Origin of the sequence: Actinomyces weissii (assembly GCF_016598775.1) — a bacterium.
Classification (GTDB): domain Bacteria; phylum Actinomycetota; class Actinomycetes; order Actinomycetales; family Actinomycetaceae; genus Actinomyces; species Actinomyces weissii.
Genome location: NZ_CP066802.1, coordinates 2,460,957 through 2,479,159 on the forward strand (window position 1 = coordinate 2,460,957; position 18,203 = coordinate 2,479,159).

At 69.1% G+C, this 18,203-nt stretch carries 14 protein-coding genes; 4 read left to right on the forward strand and 10 right to left on the reverse strand.

Features of this window, described 5'->3' with window-relative positions:
• Nucleotides 1-412 precede the first annotated feature (412 nt).
• From JG540_RS09815 to JG540_RS09830, 4 genes are all read right to left on the reverse strand, one after another.
• A complete protein-coding gene (locus JG540_RS09815) occupies nucleotides 413-1,282 on the reverse strand; it encodes a DUF5926 family protein (protein ID WP_200275706.1) in 870 nt (289 codons plus the stop codon).
• A 143-nt stretch (nucleotides 1,283-1,425) separates the two neighbouring features.
• On the reverse strand, nucleotides 1,426-2,076 hold the full coding sequence (locus tag JG540_RS09820; protein ID WP_200275708.1) for a hypothetical protein: 651 nt from the start codon (nucleotides 2,074-2,076) through the stop codon (nucleotides 1,426-1,428).
• Nucleotides 2,077-2,117: 41 nt separating this feature from the next.
• On the reverse strand, nucleotides 2,118-3,674 hold the full coding sequence (locus JG540_RS09825; RefSeq protein ID WP_200275710.1) for a DUF5129 domain-containing protein: 1,557 nt from the start codon (nucleotides 3,672-3,674) through the stop codon (nucleotides 2,118-2,120).
• A gap of 172 nt (nucleotides 3,675-3,846) precedes the next feature.
• Nucleotides 3,847-4,242, reverse strand: a complete 396-nt coding sequence (locus JG540_RS09830) for a Rid family detoxifying hydrolase (protein WP_200275712.1) — start codon at nucleotides 4,240-4,242, stop codon at nucleotides 3,847-3,849.
• Nucleotides 4,243-4,550: 308 nt separating this feature from the next.
• On the opposite strand from JG540_RS09830, the gene JG540_RS09835 reads away from it, so the two are divergent.
• The 3 genes from JG540_RS09835 (at nucleotide 4,551) to JG540_RS09845 (ending at nucleotide 9,758) form a co-directional block, all read left to right on the forward strand.
• Nucleotides 4,551-6,566 carry a lipase family protein gene (locus tag JG540_RS09835; RefSeq protein ID WP_200275715.1) on the forward strand — a complete coding sequence of 672 codons (2,016 nt, stop codon included), beginning with the start codon at nucleotides 4,551-4,553 and terminating at the stop codon, nucleotides 6,564-6,566.
• A gap of 45 nt (nucleotides 6,567-6,611) precedes the next feature.
• Complete coding sequence (pgm, locus tag JG540_RS09840) at nucleotides 6,612-8,291, forward strand: phosphoglucomutase (alpha-D-glucose-1,6-bisphosphate-dependent) (RefSeq protein ID WP_200275717.1); 1,680 nt, start codon at nucleotides 6,612-6,614, stop codon at nucleotides 8,289-8,291.
• A 444-nt stretch (nucleotides 8,292-8,735) separates the two neighbouring features.
• Nucleotides 8,736-9,758 (forward strand): YwiC-like family protein, encoded by a 1,023-nt coding sequence (locus JG540_RS09845; protein ID WP_234042807.1) that lies wholly within the window; start codon nucleotides 8,736-8,738, stop codon nucleotides 9,756-9,758.
• 665 nt (nucleotides 9,759-10,423) lie between these two features.
• Here the strand turns inward: JG540_RS09845 and hisC are convergent.
• The 6 genes from hisC to JG540_RS09875 all read right to left on the reverse strand — a co-directional run bounded on the left by hisC (nucleotide 10,424) and on the right by JG540_RS09875 (nucleotide 16,670).
• Nucleotides 10,424-11,602, reverse strand: coding sequence for a histidinol-phosphate transaminase (gene hisC, locus JG540_RS09850; protein ID WP_200275719.1), 1,179 nt, complete (start codon nucleotides 11,600-11,602; stop codon nucleotides 10,424-10,426).
• Between the two features lie 83 nt (nucleotides 11,603-11,685).
• Nucleotides 11,686-12,099, reverse strand: coding sequence for a phage holin family protein (locus JG540_RS09855; RefSeq protein WP_200275721.1), 414 nt, complete (start codon nucleotides 12,097-12,099; stop codon nucleotides 11,686-11,688).
• Nucleotides 12,100-12,312: 213 nt separating this feature from the next.
• A complete protein-coding gene (locus JG540_RS09860; protein WP_200275723.1) occupies nucleotides 12,313-14,112 on the reverse strand; it encodes a hypothetical protein in 1,800 nt (599 codons plus the stop codon).
• Between the two features lie 319 nt (nucleotides 14,113-14,431).
• Nucleotides 14,432-14,638 carry a hypothetical protein gene (locus tag JG540_RS09865; protein ID WP_200275726.1) on the reverse strand — a complete coding sequence of 69 codons (207 nt, stop codon included), beginning with the start codon at nucleotides 14,636-14,638 and terminating at the stop codon, nucleotides 14,432-14,434.
• Between the two features lie 288 nt (nucleotides 14,639-14,926).
• Nucleotides 14,927-15,616 carry a hypothetical protein gene (locus tag JG540_RS09870; protein WP_200275728.1) on the reverse strand — a complete coding sequence of 230 codons (690 nt, stop codon included), beginning with the start codon at nucleotides 15,614-15,616 and terminating at the stop codon, nucleotides 14,927-14,929.
• Nucleotides 15,617-15,959: 343 nt separating this feature from the next.
• Nucleotides 15,960-16,670, reverse strand: a complete 711-nt coding sequence (locus JG540_RS09875; RefSeq protein WP_200275730.1) for a class I SAM-dependent methyltransferase — start codon at nucleotides 16,668-16,670, stop codon at nucleotides 15,960-15,962.
• A 60-nt stretch (nucleotides 16,671-16,730) separates the two neighbouring features.
• On the opposite strand from JG540_RS09875, the gene JG540_RS09880 reads away from it, so the two are divergent.
• Nucleotides 16,731-18,083, forward strand: coding sequence for a C1 family peptidase (locus tag JG540_RS09880; protein ID WP_200275732.1), 1,353 nt, complete (start codon nucleotides 16,731-16,733; stop codon nucleotides 18,081-18,083).
• Nucleotides 18,084-18,203 lie beyond the last annotated feature (120 nt).

Sequence of the window (18,203 nt, forward strand, 5' to 3'; positions counted from 1 at the left end):
AGCCCCTCACTCTCACCAGTGAGCCCGTCACTTACACCAGTGAGCCCCTCACTCTCACCAGTGACGGCGCCAGCACCTACAGTGAGCGCCCTGAGGCAGCACGAGCCTCCCGCACCCCACCCCACAGTCACAGGCGGAACCAGAGCCGCGCTCACTCTGAAACAGTCATAGTCTGAGCCCCACTTTCACAGTGTGACTCATAGTCTGGCAGTGACCGGCGCCCAGAGACCCAGGCCCCGCCCCCAAGCCGCACCCCTAGACCTACCAGCCCGAGGTGCACACTCGGACAGCCAGACTCACACTCTGACCGACTCAGACTCACACTCTGGCAGCGCAGCGCGGCCCACGCCCGACCGCACCGGCCTCACCAGCCTCCCCCGGCCCCGCCGTCCGCACCGACCCCGCCAGCCCCTTACAGGTTCACCTGGCGGGAGATGATCCCGGCCTTGGCGCGGCGGGCGTCGGCGTCCAGGGGCCCGGTCTGCGCCAGGGCCGCCTCCAGGCGCTTAGCCATGGCCTGCATGGGCGCCGTCAGCTCCTCCGCCTCGGTGCCCGGGTTGAGCTCCCACACGGGGATCGCCAACCCGCAGGCCCGGAAGGCCCCGATAAAGCGGGCCCCCTCCTCCAGGTCGGACTCGCGCGCCGCGTGCACCCGCGCGAAGGCGTTGAAGAAGGCGTCCTCGTCCTCCCCACGCACCCAGCGCACGAACTCCTTGCCGTTCATGCGGCACCAGTAGGCGTGCTCCACACCCGGCACGGGCACGGTGGGGGCCAGCTCCTCCTTGGTCTCCTCCAGGGCCCGCTGGGTCTCCTGGTCGCCCAGCCGGGACGGGTCCACCCAGAAGTCGAAGGTCTCGTGCACACGCACCTCGGGGGCCTGGCCCAGGTCGAGCACGTCCTGCAGGCGCGGGCCGGGATCAGGCAGCCCGTTGGGGGCCAGGCCCGTCCCCGGCTCCAGCTCCAGCGCCGCCAGCAGGGCGGCGGCCACGTCACGGGAGGCGTCCCCGGAGTGGACGGTGGTCTGCAGGGCCACCAGCACCTCGCCGTCGGCACGGCGCAGGGCCTGGGCCAGGTCCGGCAGGAGGCTGACGATCTGCACCTCCTGGCCGCCGTGCTCCTGGCTCAGGCGGACCTTGGCGGTGGCGGCGGGGATGATCTGCATCATCGCCACCAGGTCCTCCTCACCCGGCAGCCCCTCAAAGGGGCGGGCCATGAAGGCGATCTTCTGCTTCTTGGGGGCGGGGGCGACGTCGCGACGCTGCTGGCGCTTCTTCTTGGACATGGTGGCCAGCCTACCGGGCGCCCACTGGTTGACGACGACGCCGGGGCGCCGTCCTCAGCAGCCCCCTCCCCTGCCGCCCGCAAGCGTCCCCGCCGCGGCGCCCGGCAGGCCAGGGCAGACCGGGAAGGCCCGCCCCGGCCAGGTCACCTGCTGGAGCCGGAGGCCCCCAGCAGGTCCAGCCCCACCCCCAGCAGGGCCTCAAGCGGGCTGTCACCCCTCTGGTAGTAGTCCTCCTGGGCCTCTTGCACGTAGAAGGCCTGCCCGAGCGCGGTCAGGGGCGCGCACACGCCCTGGAAGGCTGCTACCTCGGCGGGTGGGTGGTTAGGGTTGACCCGCACCGTCCGCTCCGGGCGGTACCTGCCAGAGGAGCCCCGCAAGGACCACCTACCCGTGTACCGGGTGGTGGTGCTGCGTCCCGCCCAGTAGGCGCTGCGGTAGGACTCAAGCATCTGGGCCGTACGTGCACTTGTGTCCGCCCGGTAGAGCTGGGTCACCGCCTGCCCGAGCCAGTCCGCCTGCACGCGCAGCTGGTGGGCCGTCTGGTCCAGGGCCTGTAGGGCCCCAACAGGACTGACCTGGCGCGCCCCCAGCTGCTGGCCCAGTGCCTGCAGCCCCTGGACGCACTGCAGCAGCCACTGACGGGTAGGTGCGGTCGGCACGCCGGTCCGGTCCCGTTCCGCGGTCACGCACCAGCGGTCCAAGGTACCCAGGTCCTCCAGGACCGGCCCCACCTCATTGGCCCACGCCTGGGTCCACTGCGGCCCCAGGCTCATCAGCTCCTGCGCGTACTGCATACGAGATCCTCTCACCTGTTGACCAAGGGGTGCCCCACGGCTCAGAAGTGCGAGCTGGAGCCCGCACCGGAGAAGCCGCCACCAGAGAAGCTAGAGCCGCTGGAACTGGAGCTGGAGGACGGCGCCCAGGAGGCCGCCGAGTCGTAGCCCGTGACCAAGGCCGCCACCGGCGCCGAGAACTGGGAGGCGGCCCCGGCCCCGGTCCACCGCACCCCGGAGGCGGAGGCCCCCGGCGAGCCCGGGTTGATGCGGATCGTGGAGGAGGGGTTGTAGGAGGAGCTGTGCCCGCCGTAGGACCAGGAGCCCCGGTACCTGGCCGAGGAGGTCATGCGGCCCGAGCCCCGCGACTTACGGTACTGCTTCAGCCGCTCCTTCCGGTACCTGGTGCTGGCCTGCAGGGCCCGGCTGGCCAGCGAGTCCGCCCGCGAGCGCACCGAGGTGGCGATCGTGTCCAGCTCGGTCAGGGCGGCCGACGGCGTGACCTGCCTGGTGGACAGCAGGTCCGCCAGCTGGGCCAGGCGGTTCTGCGACTCGTGGACCCACTGCCGCTCGCTGGTGGCCTGCACCTGGCCCTCGCTCTCCACCTGCGCGCACAGCTCCAGCAGCGAGGCCAGGTCCTCACGCACGGGGCCCTGCTCGTTGGCCCAGGCCCCCTCCCAGCCCTCGGAGAGCGTCAGCAGGGCGGCGGCGTTGGAGATTGCGTCGTCCAGGGAGTCCAGGGCCGTGGCGCCCTTCAGCAGGCGCTTGGCCTCAGCATGGCGCTGGCCGCCGAACCAGACGGCGCCGTGGGGCTCCCCGTAGTCCTGGAACTGCCTGGTGAGCCGGGCGTACTGGTCCTCGAACCAGCCGAAGCGGGCGAGCACCTGGGCGCCGTGGGCCTCGTCGGTGGGGATCAGGCCCGCCTTGATCTGGGTGCCCTCGTAGTCGCTGGTCACCTGCGTGTAGTGGCGCTTGGCCCGCCGGAAAGCCGACCGGGCCGCGCTGGCGGACCACAGCATCCAGCCCAGCCAGCCCAGGCCACCGGACACGCCCAGCGCGGAGAGCAGCCAGACTGTCCCCTCCCCGGCCACGGGCCTGCCGATCACGGCGGCGGACCGGTGGGCCATCTGCTCCACGCCGGGGGCCCACAGTCCCTGGCGGAAGGAGTCCTTGCCGGCGTCCTGGATGGCCTGCTGCGTGGCGGTGCCGACCTTCACGTCCTCCCCGAAGTAGCAGCCCACCCAGCGGCCGCTCGGGGAGACCCCCAGGATGACCAAGCCGTCAGCCCAGTAGTTGCCGTCTACCCAGCCGGGCTCGTGGGTGCGGGCGTAGGCCAGCACGGCGCTGTTGAAGCTGTCGTTGTAGCCCACGTCCAGGGTGAGCACCACCAGGCGCACGTCCTTGCGGAAGCGCAGCTCCTCCAGGGCCTGCGCCGTTGCCACCGGCTGCAGCACCCCGGCCTCGTCATGGACCTCCACCACGGGCACGTGGGAGCGTCCAAAGGGCCAGAAGAGCAGCAGCGGCACCACCGTCATCAGCGCCAGGGCCACCAGCATCTTGGCTGCCAGGGACAGGACTGTCCGCGCCCCGCCTGCCTTCAAGAGGATCGACTCAGCCATGCTTCCAGACTACGGAGCAATCCGCCTTAATGTGGCTAAGTCGCGGCTTGTCAGGCGGCTATTGCGGGGTCCGGGTGCGGGCGGCAGCCGAGGCGGCTCCTCGGCGCCGCTCCCCCGGCACTCCTCGACGCCGCTCCGCAGGCAGCCCCCGAGCGGCCGCCGGGCAGCCGGTTCAGGGCCGCTGCGCCACCGCCTCGACCTCCACTCGGGCTCCCAGGGGCAGGGCGGCGACGGCGTAGGCCGCGCGGGCGGGGAGCACGGGACCGGTGAAGTAGCGGGCGTAGACCTCGTTGACGGCCTGGAAGTCGTTGATGTCGGCCAGCAGCACGGTGGTCTTGACGACGTCGCCCAGGCCCAGGCCCGCCGCTGCCAGGACGGCCTGCAGGTTGCGCAGGACCTGCTCCGCCTGCTCCTGGATGCCGCCCTCCACCAGCTGGCCGGTGCGCGGGTCCAGGGGGATCTGGCCGGACAGGTAGACGGCGGCGCCTGCGCCGTCGCCGGTGGAGACCGCCTGCGAGTAGGGGCCGACGGCGGCGGGGGCGTCAGTGGTAGCGACGACGGTAGGCATAGGGGCTCCTCGGTGAGATGACTCCAGATGAACACTAGCGTGCAACGCACGCGCTGCAACTAGACACGATCCCGCCGAAAAATCCAACAGCCGACACAAATTACCTCCAGGCTATACACTCAGGCCGGGCAAAGAGCATCTACCCGAGATACTCCTAAGACACCACACCGGAAGGGACCATGGCGGCTAGTCACCGAAAGCGGAGAAAGCAAGCCACGCTGCGCAGACGAGCCGCAACCAGCCCCAGCCGTTTTTCCTGCAACCAAGCCAGCAGCCCTGAACACTCCGTCGACGACGTCTGTGCCGTAATGATTCACGGCATCGGCAACCAGAAAACTGGCTCGCTCCTGAAAGGCTGGGGCCCGCCGATAGCCGACGAGATAACAAGGCAGGCCCTCACCGAGGGGTGGGGCGTAGAGCAGGAGTCACTGCCAGATCAGATTCGCCTCCGCGTGACTCACGGGAACAAGAGTCAAACAATCGCATTACATGAGATTATCTGGTCCCAAAGCTTTGAGCGACCAGGTCTAAGAGAAATGATGGCTTGGTCCATCAGCCGCCTACCGCTAGCGCTGCTGTTGCTCACCCCCAACGGGAACGACCTGAAGGCACTGCTTAGAATGCAGGACTCAAATTTCAAGCCGTCTTGGAGGGAGATGCTGAAAATCGCCGTCCCCCTATTCACGCGCCTAATGCTGGTGATTGGCATACCCTGTGTCACACTTTTGTTAACGAATGCCGCCCTTACAGACATTCCGCTTGCCTCTAGGGTCGCCCCGACAGTCACGCTTCTAGCAGTATTTCTGGCCATACTCACCCATTCACGCTGGAACCTTGCTGGACACATTAAGATCGCCTCCCAGATCAGTTCCGCAAGACGCAAGGCAATGGACCAGAAGCTCGAAACTGAGTTGCAACGAATTCTATCTACCGCTAAAACAACTACCATTATCGCTCACTCACAGGGTGGATTTCTGGCCCATCAGGCCGTGAACAACAACCGGAGACTCAAAGTTGCTAGATTCATTGGTGTAGGTTCAGGACTAAGGCCTATTAGCATCATTTCTGCGCTCGACGACCGCAGGCACCTAATTGCAGCCTGGCTCTACTTGATATTCCCTTTCTTACTTATGTCAACTTTCATTTTTGCCAACCACTCTCCCGCCTGGCTCCAAATGTTGACCTTTATGATCAGGGTTATTCGGCACACTCTCCAAGCATCCCTATGGCCACCCTCCACCCCCGAGCTTCTCTTGGGACCACTGCAGCCGACAGCCTCAGAGATACCGGACCTATCCATCACATCCTACCTCCCTCCGCCCATTACATGGGTCCTGCTAGCGCTATCGATCGCAACGGCACTCGGCTTCGCCCTCATACTCAAGAGAAACCGCTTGCCGAACATCATGCCCTTGAATCAGGTGCAGGAATGGCTGGAAATCACCAGCCCAAACGATCTCGTCGGGCGAATTCCTTTGCCAAAGCTGCCCTCTACCTGCCAGCAGATTGAGGTGGCCGCGCAGGGAAATCCGCTACTTGATCACATAACTTACTTCAAACCAACGTCAATGACTCCAAGAATCATTGCCTCCAAACTGCTCTCCGACGTGTCGACTAAGCCATTTAAGGATCGAGCCGCAGATTCCCTCAGTATCGCCACCTATCTCCAGCAACGCACTAGAAGGAGATGGCGCCTGGCCACCCTCTTGATTTGGTCCCCACTTGCCCCCTTGGTGCTCCTATTTACCTTGACCCCATCACTCAGCTTATTGTTTTTCATCGCATCAGCATTTACGCTGACCTCGATACCTGTCCGCGTCCTGCAGTACGCATGCAATTCATTTCTTGTGAGACATGACGCCAATCGCATACTTAACGGCTTCACCGAACTGACGTCACCCCCACACCAGGTTGACAAGGTTTCCGGCGGAGGTAACAGGACTGTCGGTGCGCTATTGTTCATAGGATACCTACTGTTATCCGAATCTGGGTTATGGGCTTTTGCCTATGTCCGCGAGCTCACACCCTTCTCTGCCCCCACTCCGACATTGATGCTGCTACTGACCACCGGACTGGTTGAGATTGTTTGCGCTGCAGCCATCATTTCTGGCTATGCCGTGAAACTGACTTTGGTCAACACAATCATGGCCTGCACCCTAGCTCTCGGAGCCTTCCTGCCCACATCTTGGCACCCGCTATCTGAGCCGCCTGGCGCTCGAACACTGGCCTCGTCGAGCTCGTTAATTATTCTTGCTGTCGGGATCGTGGACGCAGTCGTCCGCCGGAGACGCATAGCCAGGCCCGAGACAACAGCGTCCAACTAGCGAGATTCCCAGGTTCGTGTCAGTGGCCGGTGACACACTGCCGCCATGCACGAACGCGCTGGAAAACCCGCACTGCCCCAGGACCTGATCGACGTCGACGAGGTCATCAACGCCTACTACGACCTGGTCCCCGACCCCGCCGTCCCCGCCCAGAAGGTCGTGTTCGGCACCTCCGGGCACCGCGGCTCCTCCCTGGACACCGCCTTCAACGAGGCCCATATCGTGGCCACCACCGCCGCCATCATCGAGTACCGGCGCTCCCAGGGCACCGACGGCGTGCTGTACATCGGCCGCGACACCCACGCCCTGTCCGAGCCCGCCTGGCGCACCGCCATTGAGGTGCTCTCCGGGGCGGGCGTCATGACCGCCGTCGACGCGCGCGGTGCCTACACCCCCACCCCTGCCGTCTCCCACGCCATCCTCAGCGCCAACGGCGCCGGCAGCGCCGAGGGCGTGCGTACCACCGGGCCGGGAAGGGCCGACGGCATCGTCGTCACCCCCTCCCACAACCCGCCCCGCGACGGCGGCTTCAAGTACAACCCGCCCACCGGCGGCCCTGCCGGATCCGAGGCCACCAGCTGGATCGCGGCCCGGGCCAACGAGCTGCTCGCCTCCGGCTGGCGGGAGGTCCCCCGGGTCCCGATCGCCGACGCCCTGGACGGCCCCTACGTGCTCAAGCACGACTACCTGGAGGCCTACGTGGCCGACCTGGGCAGCGTGATAGACATGGACGCGATCCGTGAGGCCGGGGTGCGCATCGGCGCGGACCCGCTGGGCGGCGCGAGCGTGGACTACTGGGGGGCCATCGGGGAGCGCTACGGCCTGGACCTGACCGTGGTCAACCCGGAGGTGGACCCCACCTGGCGCTTCATGACCCTGGACTGGGACGGCAAGATCCGCATGGACTGCTCCTCCCCCAACGCCATGGCCTCCCTGCGCGCCACCATGACCCCCGACGCCGAGGGCCGCACCCCCTACGACGTCGCCACCGGCAACGACGCCGACTCCGACCGACACGGCATCGTCACCCCCGACGGGCTGATGAACCCCAACCACTACCTGGCCGTGGCGATCGAGTACCTGTTCACCCACCGTCCCGGCTGGGCACCGGACTGCGGCGTGGGCAAGACCCTGGTGTCCTCCTCCCTGATCGACCGGGTGGTGGCCTCCCTGGGGCGGCGCCTGGTGGAGGTGCCTGTGGGCTTCAAGCACTTCGTGCCCGGGCTGCTGGACGGCTCCATCGGCTTTGGGGGCGAGGAGAGCGCCGGGGCGTCCTTCCTGCGCAAGGACGGCACCGTGTGGTCCACGGACAAGGACGGCATCATCCTGTCCCTGCTGGCCAGCGAGATCACCGCCGTCACCGGCAAGAGCCCCTCCCAGCTGCACCGCGAGCAGGTGGAGCGCTTCGGGGCCTCCGCCTACGCCCGCATCGACGCCGCCGCCACCAAGGAGGAGAAGGCGCGCCTGGGGGCGCTCGCGCCCGAGGACGTGACCGCCACCGAGCTGGCCGGGGAGCCGATCACCGCCCGCCTGGTGCGCGCCCCCGGCAACGACGAGCCCATCGGCGGCCTGAAGGTCACCACCGAGAACGCCTGGTTCGCGGCGCGCCCCTCCGGTACGGAGGACGTGTACAAGATCTACGCCGAGTCCTTCAGGGGCGAGGAGCACCTGGCCCAGGTGCAGGAGGAGGCCAAGCAGGTGGTCTCCGCCGCCCTGGGCGGCTGAACCGCTGGGCTGGCCGGGCGTGGGGGTATGCCCCGGGCCTGGCCGGGCCGGCCCGGGCTGGCCGGGCTGGTCCAGGCTGGCCGGGCTGGCCCGGGCTGGTCCGGGCTGGTCCGAGGCTGAGCGGACGCGCAGGGCCGACTGGTGCGCCGGGCCACGGCGCTGCAGGCTGTCTGGCCGCATGTGACACGAACAGTGAGGGGGCTGCCTCTGGCAAGGAGGCGGCCCCCTCACCTGTGCAGCCTCACTGCACGGCCCCAGCCCACGCGCGCCGTCGCCCCCGACCACACCCGCCTTGCCCCAGCCCACGCCCGCCATCGCCACCGACCACACCCGCCGTCGTCACCAGCCCACGCGCACCGTCGCCCCTGGCCACACACCGGGCACCCCGCAGCCCCGGCGTCGTCGGCATCTACACGGCGCAGCCAGCCTCGATAGGGTGAGGGCGTGACACAGCAGCGCCCCTCCCAGCCCTCGGACCTGCCCCCGGAGCACGTCAGCGACGCCGCCCCCGCCAGCCGCCCTGCGAGCGCGCCCTCCCACCAGTCCCTGCCCGGCCCACAGGACGACATCCTGCTGTCCACCGGCCGCAAGCCCCAGACACCCCCGCCCACCCAGGAGCAGATCCGCCGTCAGCCGGGCCGCCGCCCCTGGGTGCCGAACCAGCACGGCGCCTGGGCGATGCTGGTGCTACCCGCCCTGGTGGGCCTGCGGGTCGGCGGGGTGCCGCTGCTGACCTTCCTGCTGCTGCCGGCGTGGTGGTCGGCCTATTTCGTGTACTGGGCCTGGTCGCAGTGGCTGCGTACACGCTCGCCCCGGCGTCGGCAGCTGCTGGTGCTGCCGCTGGGCGTCTACTCGACGGCGACCGCCGCCCTCGGGCTGTTCGTGCTGCTGCTGGCCCCTTACCTGATCCAGTGGCTGGTGGCCTTCGCCCCCTTCTTCGCGGTGGCCCTGTGGGAGCTGTGGCGGGGACGGGAGCGGTCCCTGCTCTCCGGCCTGGCCACGACCACCGCCGCCTCCCTGATGACGGCGGTCTGCTACTCGGCGGCGGTTCGCGGGGCGGGCGGCTTCTTGGGGCTGGGCGACAGCACCGGCCTGCCAGGTGCCAGCCCCAACGGTGAGCTGACCGGCTGGCCCTGGGTGTGGCTGCTTACGGCATCGACCGCGCTGTACCTGGGCGGGACCGTGCCCTACGTGAAGACCATGATCCGCGAGCGCTTCAACCACAGGATGCTGCTGGGAAGCGTGGTGGCGCACGCCCTGGTGGCGGTGGGGGCCGTGCTGCTGAGCAGCCGGGGACTGCTGCCTTGGGGGCATGCTGCGCTCTGGGTAGGGCTGGCGGTGCGCGCCTGGCTGGTGCCGACCATCCAGTGGCGGCGCCTGCGCGCCAAGCAGCGGCCCGTCAGCGTCCGGGCCCTCGGGATCAGTGAGATCGTGGTCTGCCTGCTGTTCCTGCTGACTGTCGGCTGAGCCGGGCGGTGCCAGGGCTACCGCCCACAGGTACCACCCCACTCACTCCCTCCCCCGCACCCTCTCTCGCGAGACCGGGACATATGGCTCGCGAGACCGGTAGGCTTTACATCATTTAGCACCTTATAGGCTATGTCACTTAATTTGGCACTTAGATGCGCTGCTTGAGTGTCTTTGGTAGACAGACCTGGTGTGCGCCCGCCGGTCTCCTCCCAGCAGCCCCGACGACCTGTATCCGGTGGAACGAGCGTTGAAGCAGCGCCGCCGCCCGTCGTCGTCGCCCCGGTAAACGGCTGCTTGCAAGGGCAGTGACCGCGGCGGAGGCTCTGGCACCGCCCCATCATCGCCTGTGCTGCTGCCACATCACCCGTTTGCACACATGAGAACTGTGCTGCCGCAGCAAACCGTTGGAATAGCAACTATCCATCTGCGAGGCGCGAACCGGGAACAGAATGAGGTGTGCCACCGCTTCGCGCCTGCACGTCTAACGGGGTGCCGGAGCCGCCCCCAGAGAGAGTCAGCCCGGTAAACCGCAGAACCCCAGGGAAAACTCCGGGCAGCCGGCAGGCAGCAGCCGATCCATGTGCGCAAGTACCGCACCGCTCGCCCGAGCGACCTGCGGCAGCAGCCTCCACCACCCCCGGAACCCCACCCCAGCCGCCAAGTTATCCACAGGCGTACCGGTCTCGTGAGCCATATGTCCCGGTCTCGCGAGAGACGGGGCGAGAGGTGGGGTGGGGGAGGCGACGCAGGAGAGTGAGCACGCGCTCGTTCTCCGCAGGCGTGCCGATACTTACACGAACCCCCTCGCCCGCGAAGGGGCGCACCAGCAGCCCCGCCTCCTGGAAGCCGGCCGCCAGCTCAACGGCCCGCTCCCCCACCGGCAGCCAGAAGAAGTTGCCTTGCGCGTCCGGCACCGGCCAGCCCGCCTCCCGGGCACCAGCCACCACACGCGCCCGCTCCGCGACCACCGCGCGCACCCGCCGCGCCGTCTCCGCCAGGCTCTCGGGGGCCAGTGCCGCCAGCGCCGCCGCCTGGGCGGGCAGTGACACCCCGAAGGGGGTGGACACCGACCGGACCGCCGCCGCCAGCCCCGGCTCGCACAGCAGGTAGCCCACGCGCATCCCGGCCAGGGCGTGGGCCTTGGAGAAGGTGCGGCAGACCACCAGGTTGGGGTGCGCCTCCAGGTGGTCCAGGCCGTCCTCCACCGCCGGGTCGGTCACGAAGTCCAGGTAGGCCTCGTCCAGCATGACGACCACCTCCCTGGGCACGCCCTCCAGAAGCGCGCGCAGCTCGCCGCCACTAACGGCCGGACCGGTGGGGTTGTTGGGGGAGCAGGCCATGACCACACGAGTGCTTGGGGTTACGGCTGCCAGCATGGCCGGTACGTCGTGACGGTGCCTGGCGGTCAGGGGCACCTTCACGGCCTGCGCCCCGGCGACCGCCACACAGATGGGGTAGGCCTCGAAGGAGCGCCAGGGCAGCACCACCTGGTCTCCCTCCTGGCAGAGGGTGTGCAGCAGGTGCTGGATAAGAGCCACGGAGCCGTTGCCGACCACCACCTGCCCGGGGGTGAGGCCGTGCCGTTGCGCGATCGCCTCAGCCAGGGTGCTGGCGGTCATCTCGGGGTAGCGGCTGGCGCCCGCGGCCGCCTGGGTCAGGGCGGCCAGGACCTGTTCCTGCACGGGGAAGGGCATCTCGTTAGAGGAGAGCTTGGCGACGCCGTCGCCTGCCGGTCTGCCACCGGGCACGTAGGCGGGCAGGTTGCTGACGGCCTGCCGCAGGGGGACGACGGCGGGGCTTGGCCCGGGCTGGTTGCACGAGGCGTCGGAGGGGGCGTTCATGGCCTCATCCTGGCACCGGGCGGCTCCTGGCGGGACCCGTGCGCGCAGGCGCGGGGGGGGCTGGGGTCCGGCGCCTGGCAGGCTCAGTCCTGGTCGCGACCGCGACCTATGGCCCCGACCACCAGCGCGGAGACGATCGCGACGATAAGAGACCCCAGGACGGCCGCCCACATGGTCTCTACGTGCAGGCCCAGGGGCACACCCGCCTCCGCGCCGACGCCGACCAGCTGGTCGGTGAGCCAGCCGGTCAGCTTGAGCATCAGGCCGTTCACCACCAGGGCGAACAGCCCAAAGGTAAGGAGGTAGAGGGGGAAGGCCAGGGTCTTGATGAGGGGCTTGACCAGGGAGTTGACCAGCGCCAGCACCAGGCCGACCACGAGCAGGTTGGCCACCTGGGCTCCGGTAGTGGGGGCGCCAGGCACCTCCAGCCCCTTGACCACGATGGTGGCCAGCCACAGGCCGGCCGCGTTACCCAGGGTTCGGACGATCAGCTCCATGCCCTGATGATCGCACAGGGCGCGGACACTATCGGCGGCCACCCGGCCCAGGCGGCCACCGGGCCCAGGCGGCCCCCGGCGGGCACTCAGCCTCCGCTGCTCGCGGGACCCGACGACGCCCCCTGCGGCGGCCCTGGCTGCGGGAACCGTCCTCACGCCTTACGACGTCGGCGGCGACCGTCCGAGGCCGCCCTCGGCTGCTGGGCGGGCACCTTAATCGAAGGTCCGCTTGATGTCGTACACGACCTCGGAGGCGGTCGCGGTGACCACCGTCCCGTCTGCCAGGGTCCTCTGCTCCCCCTCCCCCAGGAACTGGCGGTAGTGCTCGCTCCACTCCTCCACCGCTGGCTCACCGGCCCCCTCCAGCCCCTGCGTGACCTGGGCGTAGACCCCGGAGTCGTGCGGGTAGGTCTTAATGCCCTTCTCATGGGTGTCTACCTGCACGACGACGCGGTTGGCTCCGGTGGGCGTGGGCCCTCCGCTCAGGGCGGGCACGGCGTCGGCGGTGTTCTCCAGGTGCAGGGCGTGCACCTTGTCTGGCAGCTGTACATGGGCGGTAGGAGCGCCTGCGGTGAGCACGGTGGTGACGTTGAACTGCTTGGCCACCTCCGGGTCGGCAGCGATGTTCACCGCCGTGATCCCGCCCTGGGAGTGCCCGTAGAGCGCCACCTCGTCGCCCGGCTGGATACCCGCGGCCCGCATGGCAGTGACCACACCGGACTCCATGTCTGTGGGCGCGCCAGCCGCCCCCTGCATGTTGGTGAGCAGGTCCTGGCCTGCGGCGCTACCGGAGCCCCAGTCCACGGTTCCGGGGATCGTCACCAGGTAGCTCTTCCTGCCGTCCACGTGGTCTATGCGCTGGATGGAGATGGCAGCGATCTTCTTATCATCCAGGTGTCTGTCGCTCTGAAGCGTTCTAGAGAACTCGATGGTGCCCGAGACCGTAGCCGACGGCAGAGGCACCGCCTGGTACCCGCCTTGGTTGCCGCCCTGGAGGCTGGTCGGAGGGACAGCACTCTTCAGGCCGAAGGGGTCCTTGGTGGAGGGCGGCACCTTCATGGTCCGCACGGGCGTCTTGTCGCCCTGGACCGTTGAGCGCTCACTGACTTCGACACCTGTGCTGGCCCCGTACCGTTGCCGCGCGGACTGTGCGGCCAGCAGGGAGATGTAGTAGGTGCAGCGCTGAACCGGGGTGAGGGTGCTGGGGTCCACCAGCTGGGTGCCGATCTGCACCTTGTCAGGCAGGCGCTCTTTTACCCAGGGGTCCAGACGCTGGGCGGCAGCACGTATCTCTTGCTGGACGGTGGCAGCCTCCTGCCCGGTGCTGGCCCGGGAGGCTGCAAACCCAAGCACCATCAGGCGGAAAACGTCCTTCAACACCCACAAGCTGGTGCCCGGGTCGGACATCAGCGTCTCTATTCCTTGGACAATGTCTGCCGGCAGGTCGAGTCCCAGTACATCCAGGAGCTGGTCCGCAACGGTAACCCTGGAGATAGAGTCCAGAACAGCTAACGTAAACATCCGCGCACCTAAGGTGATTACACCATTTGTTGGCCCCGGAATCGCCAGGGGACTGGCAGGGCCGGTTACGGAGCTACCAGGGGCTGGGGTGGCCTTGCCATTTGCGGCGTCGTACATATCGGCGCAGGCCAGGACGTCCTTGGCCAGCCCACTCAAGCGACCGGCCACCGCCCCCAGGCTGGGGCTGGCACAGGTTTCGACAGTAACGTCATCGAGGTCTTCCTGGGCAGCGTCCTTCAGGCGCTTGACCTCATCCGGGTCCGGCCCGTTGTTGGAGGCTGCGGCTGGCTCGATGTATACCTGCGGGTACTGTACTGCTCCAGTATTGGCTCGCATCACGGTGGGGCGTGCTGGAATGACGACGTCGTCAACCTGAGCCCGGGCGTTGCTGGCGTGCGCGGCTGCTTGACTGACGAAACCCGCTGCGGACTCGATGGCGGCGGCCAGGCTGCGCAGGTCGTCAGTGTTGACGGAGCTGCTCCCGCCAGACACCACAATCGCCTGTCCATTGCCTTTCCAGGACCAGCTCCAGGGGTGCCCCATAATGGGGTCCGGCCACTGCTGGTTGCCACCAGCCCCTGGACCGGTCCCCATCGCCCAGGGGCCCTGGCTGGTCTGTGTGGAACCGCCAGCAGCTGAGCCGCCGCTCCCGCCACCGGTGGTGGGGACACTGCCGCTGGGGACACCCGGCCCCATCCAGGGGGAGGGCGTCTGGGAGGACGATCCTACGGAGGATGAGGACGGCGCAGGCGACGGCCTGCAGACGCCGGTGGGGTCAGGTTGCTGGCTACTCATGGCATTCACCGGCTTCCTAGAGGATCGCGTCCAGGGCCTTGCAGGAGGCCTCGGCTTCGGTGGCCTCTGTACTAAGAGTGCTCAAGCGGTTGCGCACCTGGCTGAGCGCATCGGCGCAGGAGGTGGCGGCCGCCCCGACCCAGGACGTAGGAACATCCTGAGGAATGACGAGCAGCGCGGCACCTACGTCACTAACCATTAGCTGTGCTTCGAGTTGTGTCATGCCTCGACGTTAAGGGCGCTGGCGCCCCGTCCCACCAGGCTGCGTGGATATCAGGGCGGTGCGGCTCCGATTACCGCCCTGTGGAGCGCGGCCCCCAAGTGCCCGGACGCAGAGCGCACCCAGCCCCTCAACGCCCCGGCCCACCCCGGGAGAAGCCCCGGTAAGGCCGCCGCCACCCGGTGCTCACAGGAGCGCCCCCGCCCCCTGCCAGCCCACCGCAAGCCCCAGCAGCCGCGCCGTCCCCAGCAGGTACTGGCCCCGACGCCAGCTCGACACCGAGCCCCATCTCTACCGCTGCTCGGCGCTGCGTCCCAGCCGGTAGGCGGCCACCGCGCCGAGGTCCACGGCCACAGCCAGCACCGCTGCGGTCCACCAGGAGGTCAGCCCCAGCAGCCACAGGGCCAGCACGTAGACCAGCACGAGCCCCAGCGCCCAGGCGGCGCCGAGTCGCCGTCGTGGAGCCTCGGTCAGCAGCAGGCACAGGCTGCCAGTGGCGGCTCCCAGGACCGCCAGGGCCGCCAGCAGCACCGCCTGCCAGACGCCCGCGAGCGCCATCCCAGCCAGCAGCAGCAGCCCCAGGCCGGTGAGCACGATGTCCAGCAGTATCAGGTGGACGCCGCCGCGCGCGCCCTGGGGCAGCGGCTCGGCGGGAACGGTCCTGCTGGCCGCGTCCAGGACCACCGCGGCCACCGCCAGGAGCAGCAGGCCTCCCGCCGCCTGGAGGAGCTTGTCGCTCAGCAGGCGCGGCCCCAGCCAGCCCAGCACGAAGGCTCCCGTCGCCCCAGCCGCCAGCACCCAGCGCTGCCCGAGCAGGATGGCGCGGGCGTGGGCGGCCACGTCCACCAGCTCGTAGACCCAGCCGGGCACCTCCGGGTCGCGTGGCTTCCCGACGGCGTCGCCCTCCCCGGCTGCCTGGTCGCGGTCCTTGGCGGCGTCCTGGCTGGCAGAGGCAGGGCTGGCGACGGCGTGGGCGGGCACAGGCGGCTCACTCGACCCACGGCCGGACCCCAGGTCGCCCGGGCCAGGCTGAGCGGTCTTCTGTCTGGCCGAGGCCGGCTGGGCGGCGGCCGCTCTAGAGTCGGTCGTTTCAGGCGTGTGCTTGCGCGCTTCGGGGTGCAGCGGTTCAGGGAGGCTCATGGGGTCATTGTGCCCGGCCTGTGCAGGGGCCAGTGCCAGCCGCCCCAGCCCCCCACAGCACCGCGGCCCGGTCGCCACGACCGTACCCTTCCCGCCTCAGCCCTGCGTGCACGCCAAGCAGCACAGCCCGGCGCAGGTCACGGCACAAGCGGACTACGGCGCAGGCAGGTGCTGCTTAGCCCCCTCAGCCCTGGGCGCGCCGCAGCACCAGCACGGCGTCGGCCTGGCGGGCGCTGGTGCCGTCGGGGCCGGTGGCCTGCTGCCAGTGCTCGGTGCACTGCTCCACCTGCCAGCCCTCCAGGGCGGGGGAGACGACGTCCCCCCGGCGGGCGACCTCGTGGACCAGGCCCTCGTTCCCGCCCGCCCCGCCGTCAGCGGTCCAGGCCTCAGCCAGGGCGTCCAGCAGCTCCTGGGCCCGGTAGGTGCGCAGGTGGGCGGGCCGCCAGGGCGGGTTTACGGCGTGCACCGTGGTCATGAGCCTGCCTCCCGGGGCCACCCGGACCGCCATCTGGGTGAGCAGCCGCACCAGGTCCAGCCCACCCCCGTGCTTGCTGCCGTGCACGAAGAAGCTGGTGACCAGGTCCCAGCTTCCTTCCGGCAGGCCCTGGGCGACGACGTCGCGAGCCTGCCCCTGCACGCGTCCGGCCAGGCCCCGGCTGCTGGCCTGGTTGAGCAGGCGGTCCACGGCGGTGCGGGACAGGTCCACGCCGGTGGCCTGCCAGCCCTGGGCGGCGAGCCACAGCACGTCCTCACCCTCCCCGCAGCCGACGTCCAGGCTGGTGCCCGGCTGCCAGCCGGTGGCGGCAGAGACCAGCCAGGCGTTGGGCTGGCCTGACCACAGGCGGTCGACGGCGGCGTAGCGGGACTCCCAGTCAGTGGGGCGGTTACGGCACATAGGCGCATCATGCCTGGTGGGCCGGAGAACAGTGTCAGCGCCCCGCGTTAACCTAACCGCATGTCTGACAAGCACGCTCCCTCCCCTGCCTCCCCCGCCCTGAGCCCCGACTGGGTCACCACCCGCACGCAGGCTGTGCTGGCTGACGCCGCCGCCCGCCTGGCAGCCAACGCCGTGGCCACCACCGACGTGGAGAAGGTCAGCCTGGACCGGCAGGTGTTCACCTCTATCGACTCCTCGGTCTCCGAGCTGATCCCGGACGCCGTCATCACCGACCAGAAGCGCTCTGGGCGCTGCTGGGCCTTCGCGGGCCTGAACGTGCTGCGGGCGGCGCTCATCAAGGAGCTCCAGGTCGAGTCCTTCGAGCTGAGCCAGAACTTCGTCTACTTCCACGACAAGCTGGAGAAGGCCAACGCCTTCCTGGCCCGGGTGGTGGCTGACGCGCAGGCAGGCCGGGACCTGGACGACCGCCTGGTGGTGGCGGACCTGAGCCAGCCGATCGGTGACGGCGGCTGGTGGCCCGAGCTGGCGCGCCTGGTGGCCAAGTACGGGGTGGTGCCGCACTACGCCATGCCGGACACCGACTCGGCCACCAGCTCTGAGGCCATGAACACGCACCTGGCCACGGTGCTGCGCCGCGCCGCGCTGCGCCTGCGGCAGGCGGTGGCCGGAGGTGAGGGGCCCCAGCACCTGGAGCGGCTGCGGGAGGCCGCCCTGGCCGACGTGCACCGGGTGCTGACGATCCACCTGGGGGCGCCGCCGTCGTCATTCGTGTTCCAGTACCGGGACAAGGACAAGGCCTTCCACCGGGTCGGGGAGCTCACGCCCCGGGACTTCGCGCAGCGCTACGTGCGGGACGTGGAGGAGTTCGTGGTGGTGGCGCACGACCCGCGCCCCCACATCCGGGTGGGCACCCGCTACGGCATCGACCGCACCGAGCTGATGGTGGGGGCGCCCACCCAGGAGCACGTGACGGCGGAGCTGGAGGTGCTCAAGGCGGTGGCCGTGGCCGCGATCCAGGACGGCGAGCCGGTGTGGTTCGCCTGTGACGTAGCCAAGCAGCGGGATAAGGAGGCGGGTGTCTGGGACGCCGCCCTGCACGACTACGAGGGCCTGTACGGCGTGGACCTGTCCCTGACCAAGGCGGAGCGGATGATGGTGCGTGAGTCCTGCCTGACGCACGCCATGTGCCTGACCGGCGTGGACCTGGTGGACGGCGTGCCGCGGCGCTGGCGGGTGGAGAACTCCTGGGGTGAGAAGGTCGGGGAGAAGGGATTCCACACCATGAACGACTCCTGGTTCGACGAGTACGTGTTCCAGGTGGTGGTGCGGGCCAGCCGCCTGCCCCAGGAGCTGCGTGCCGCCCTGGAGGCTGAGCCGGTCATGCTGCCCAGCTGGGACCCCATGGCCTGAGGACGGCAGCGCCCGGCCCTGGCCCCGCCCAGCGCCAGGCCCGGAGAGGCTTACAGCCCCGCTCCCGGAGCCCGCACCCGGCTCCCTGGCCGGGACTCGGCCTCCTGGATCCTCCCGGTA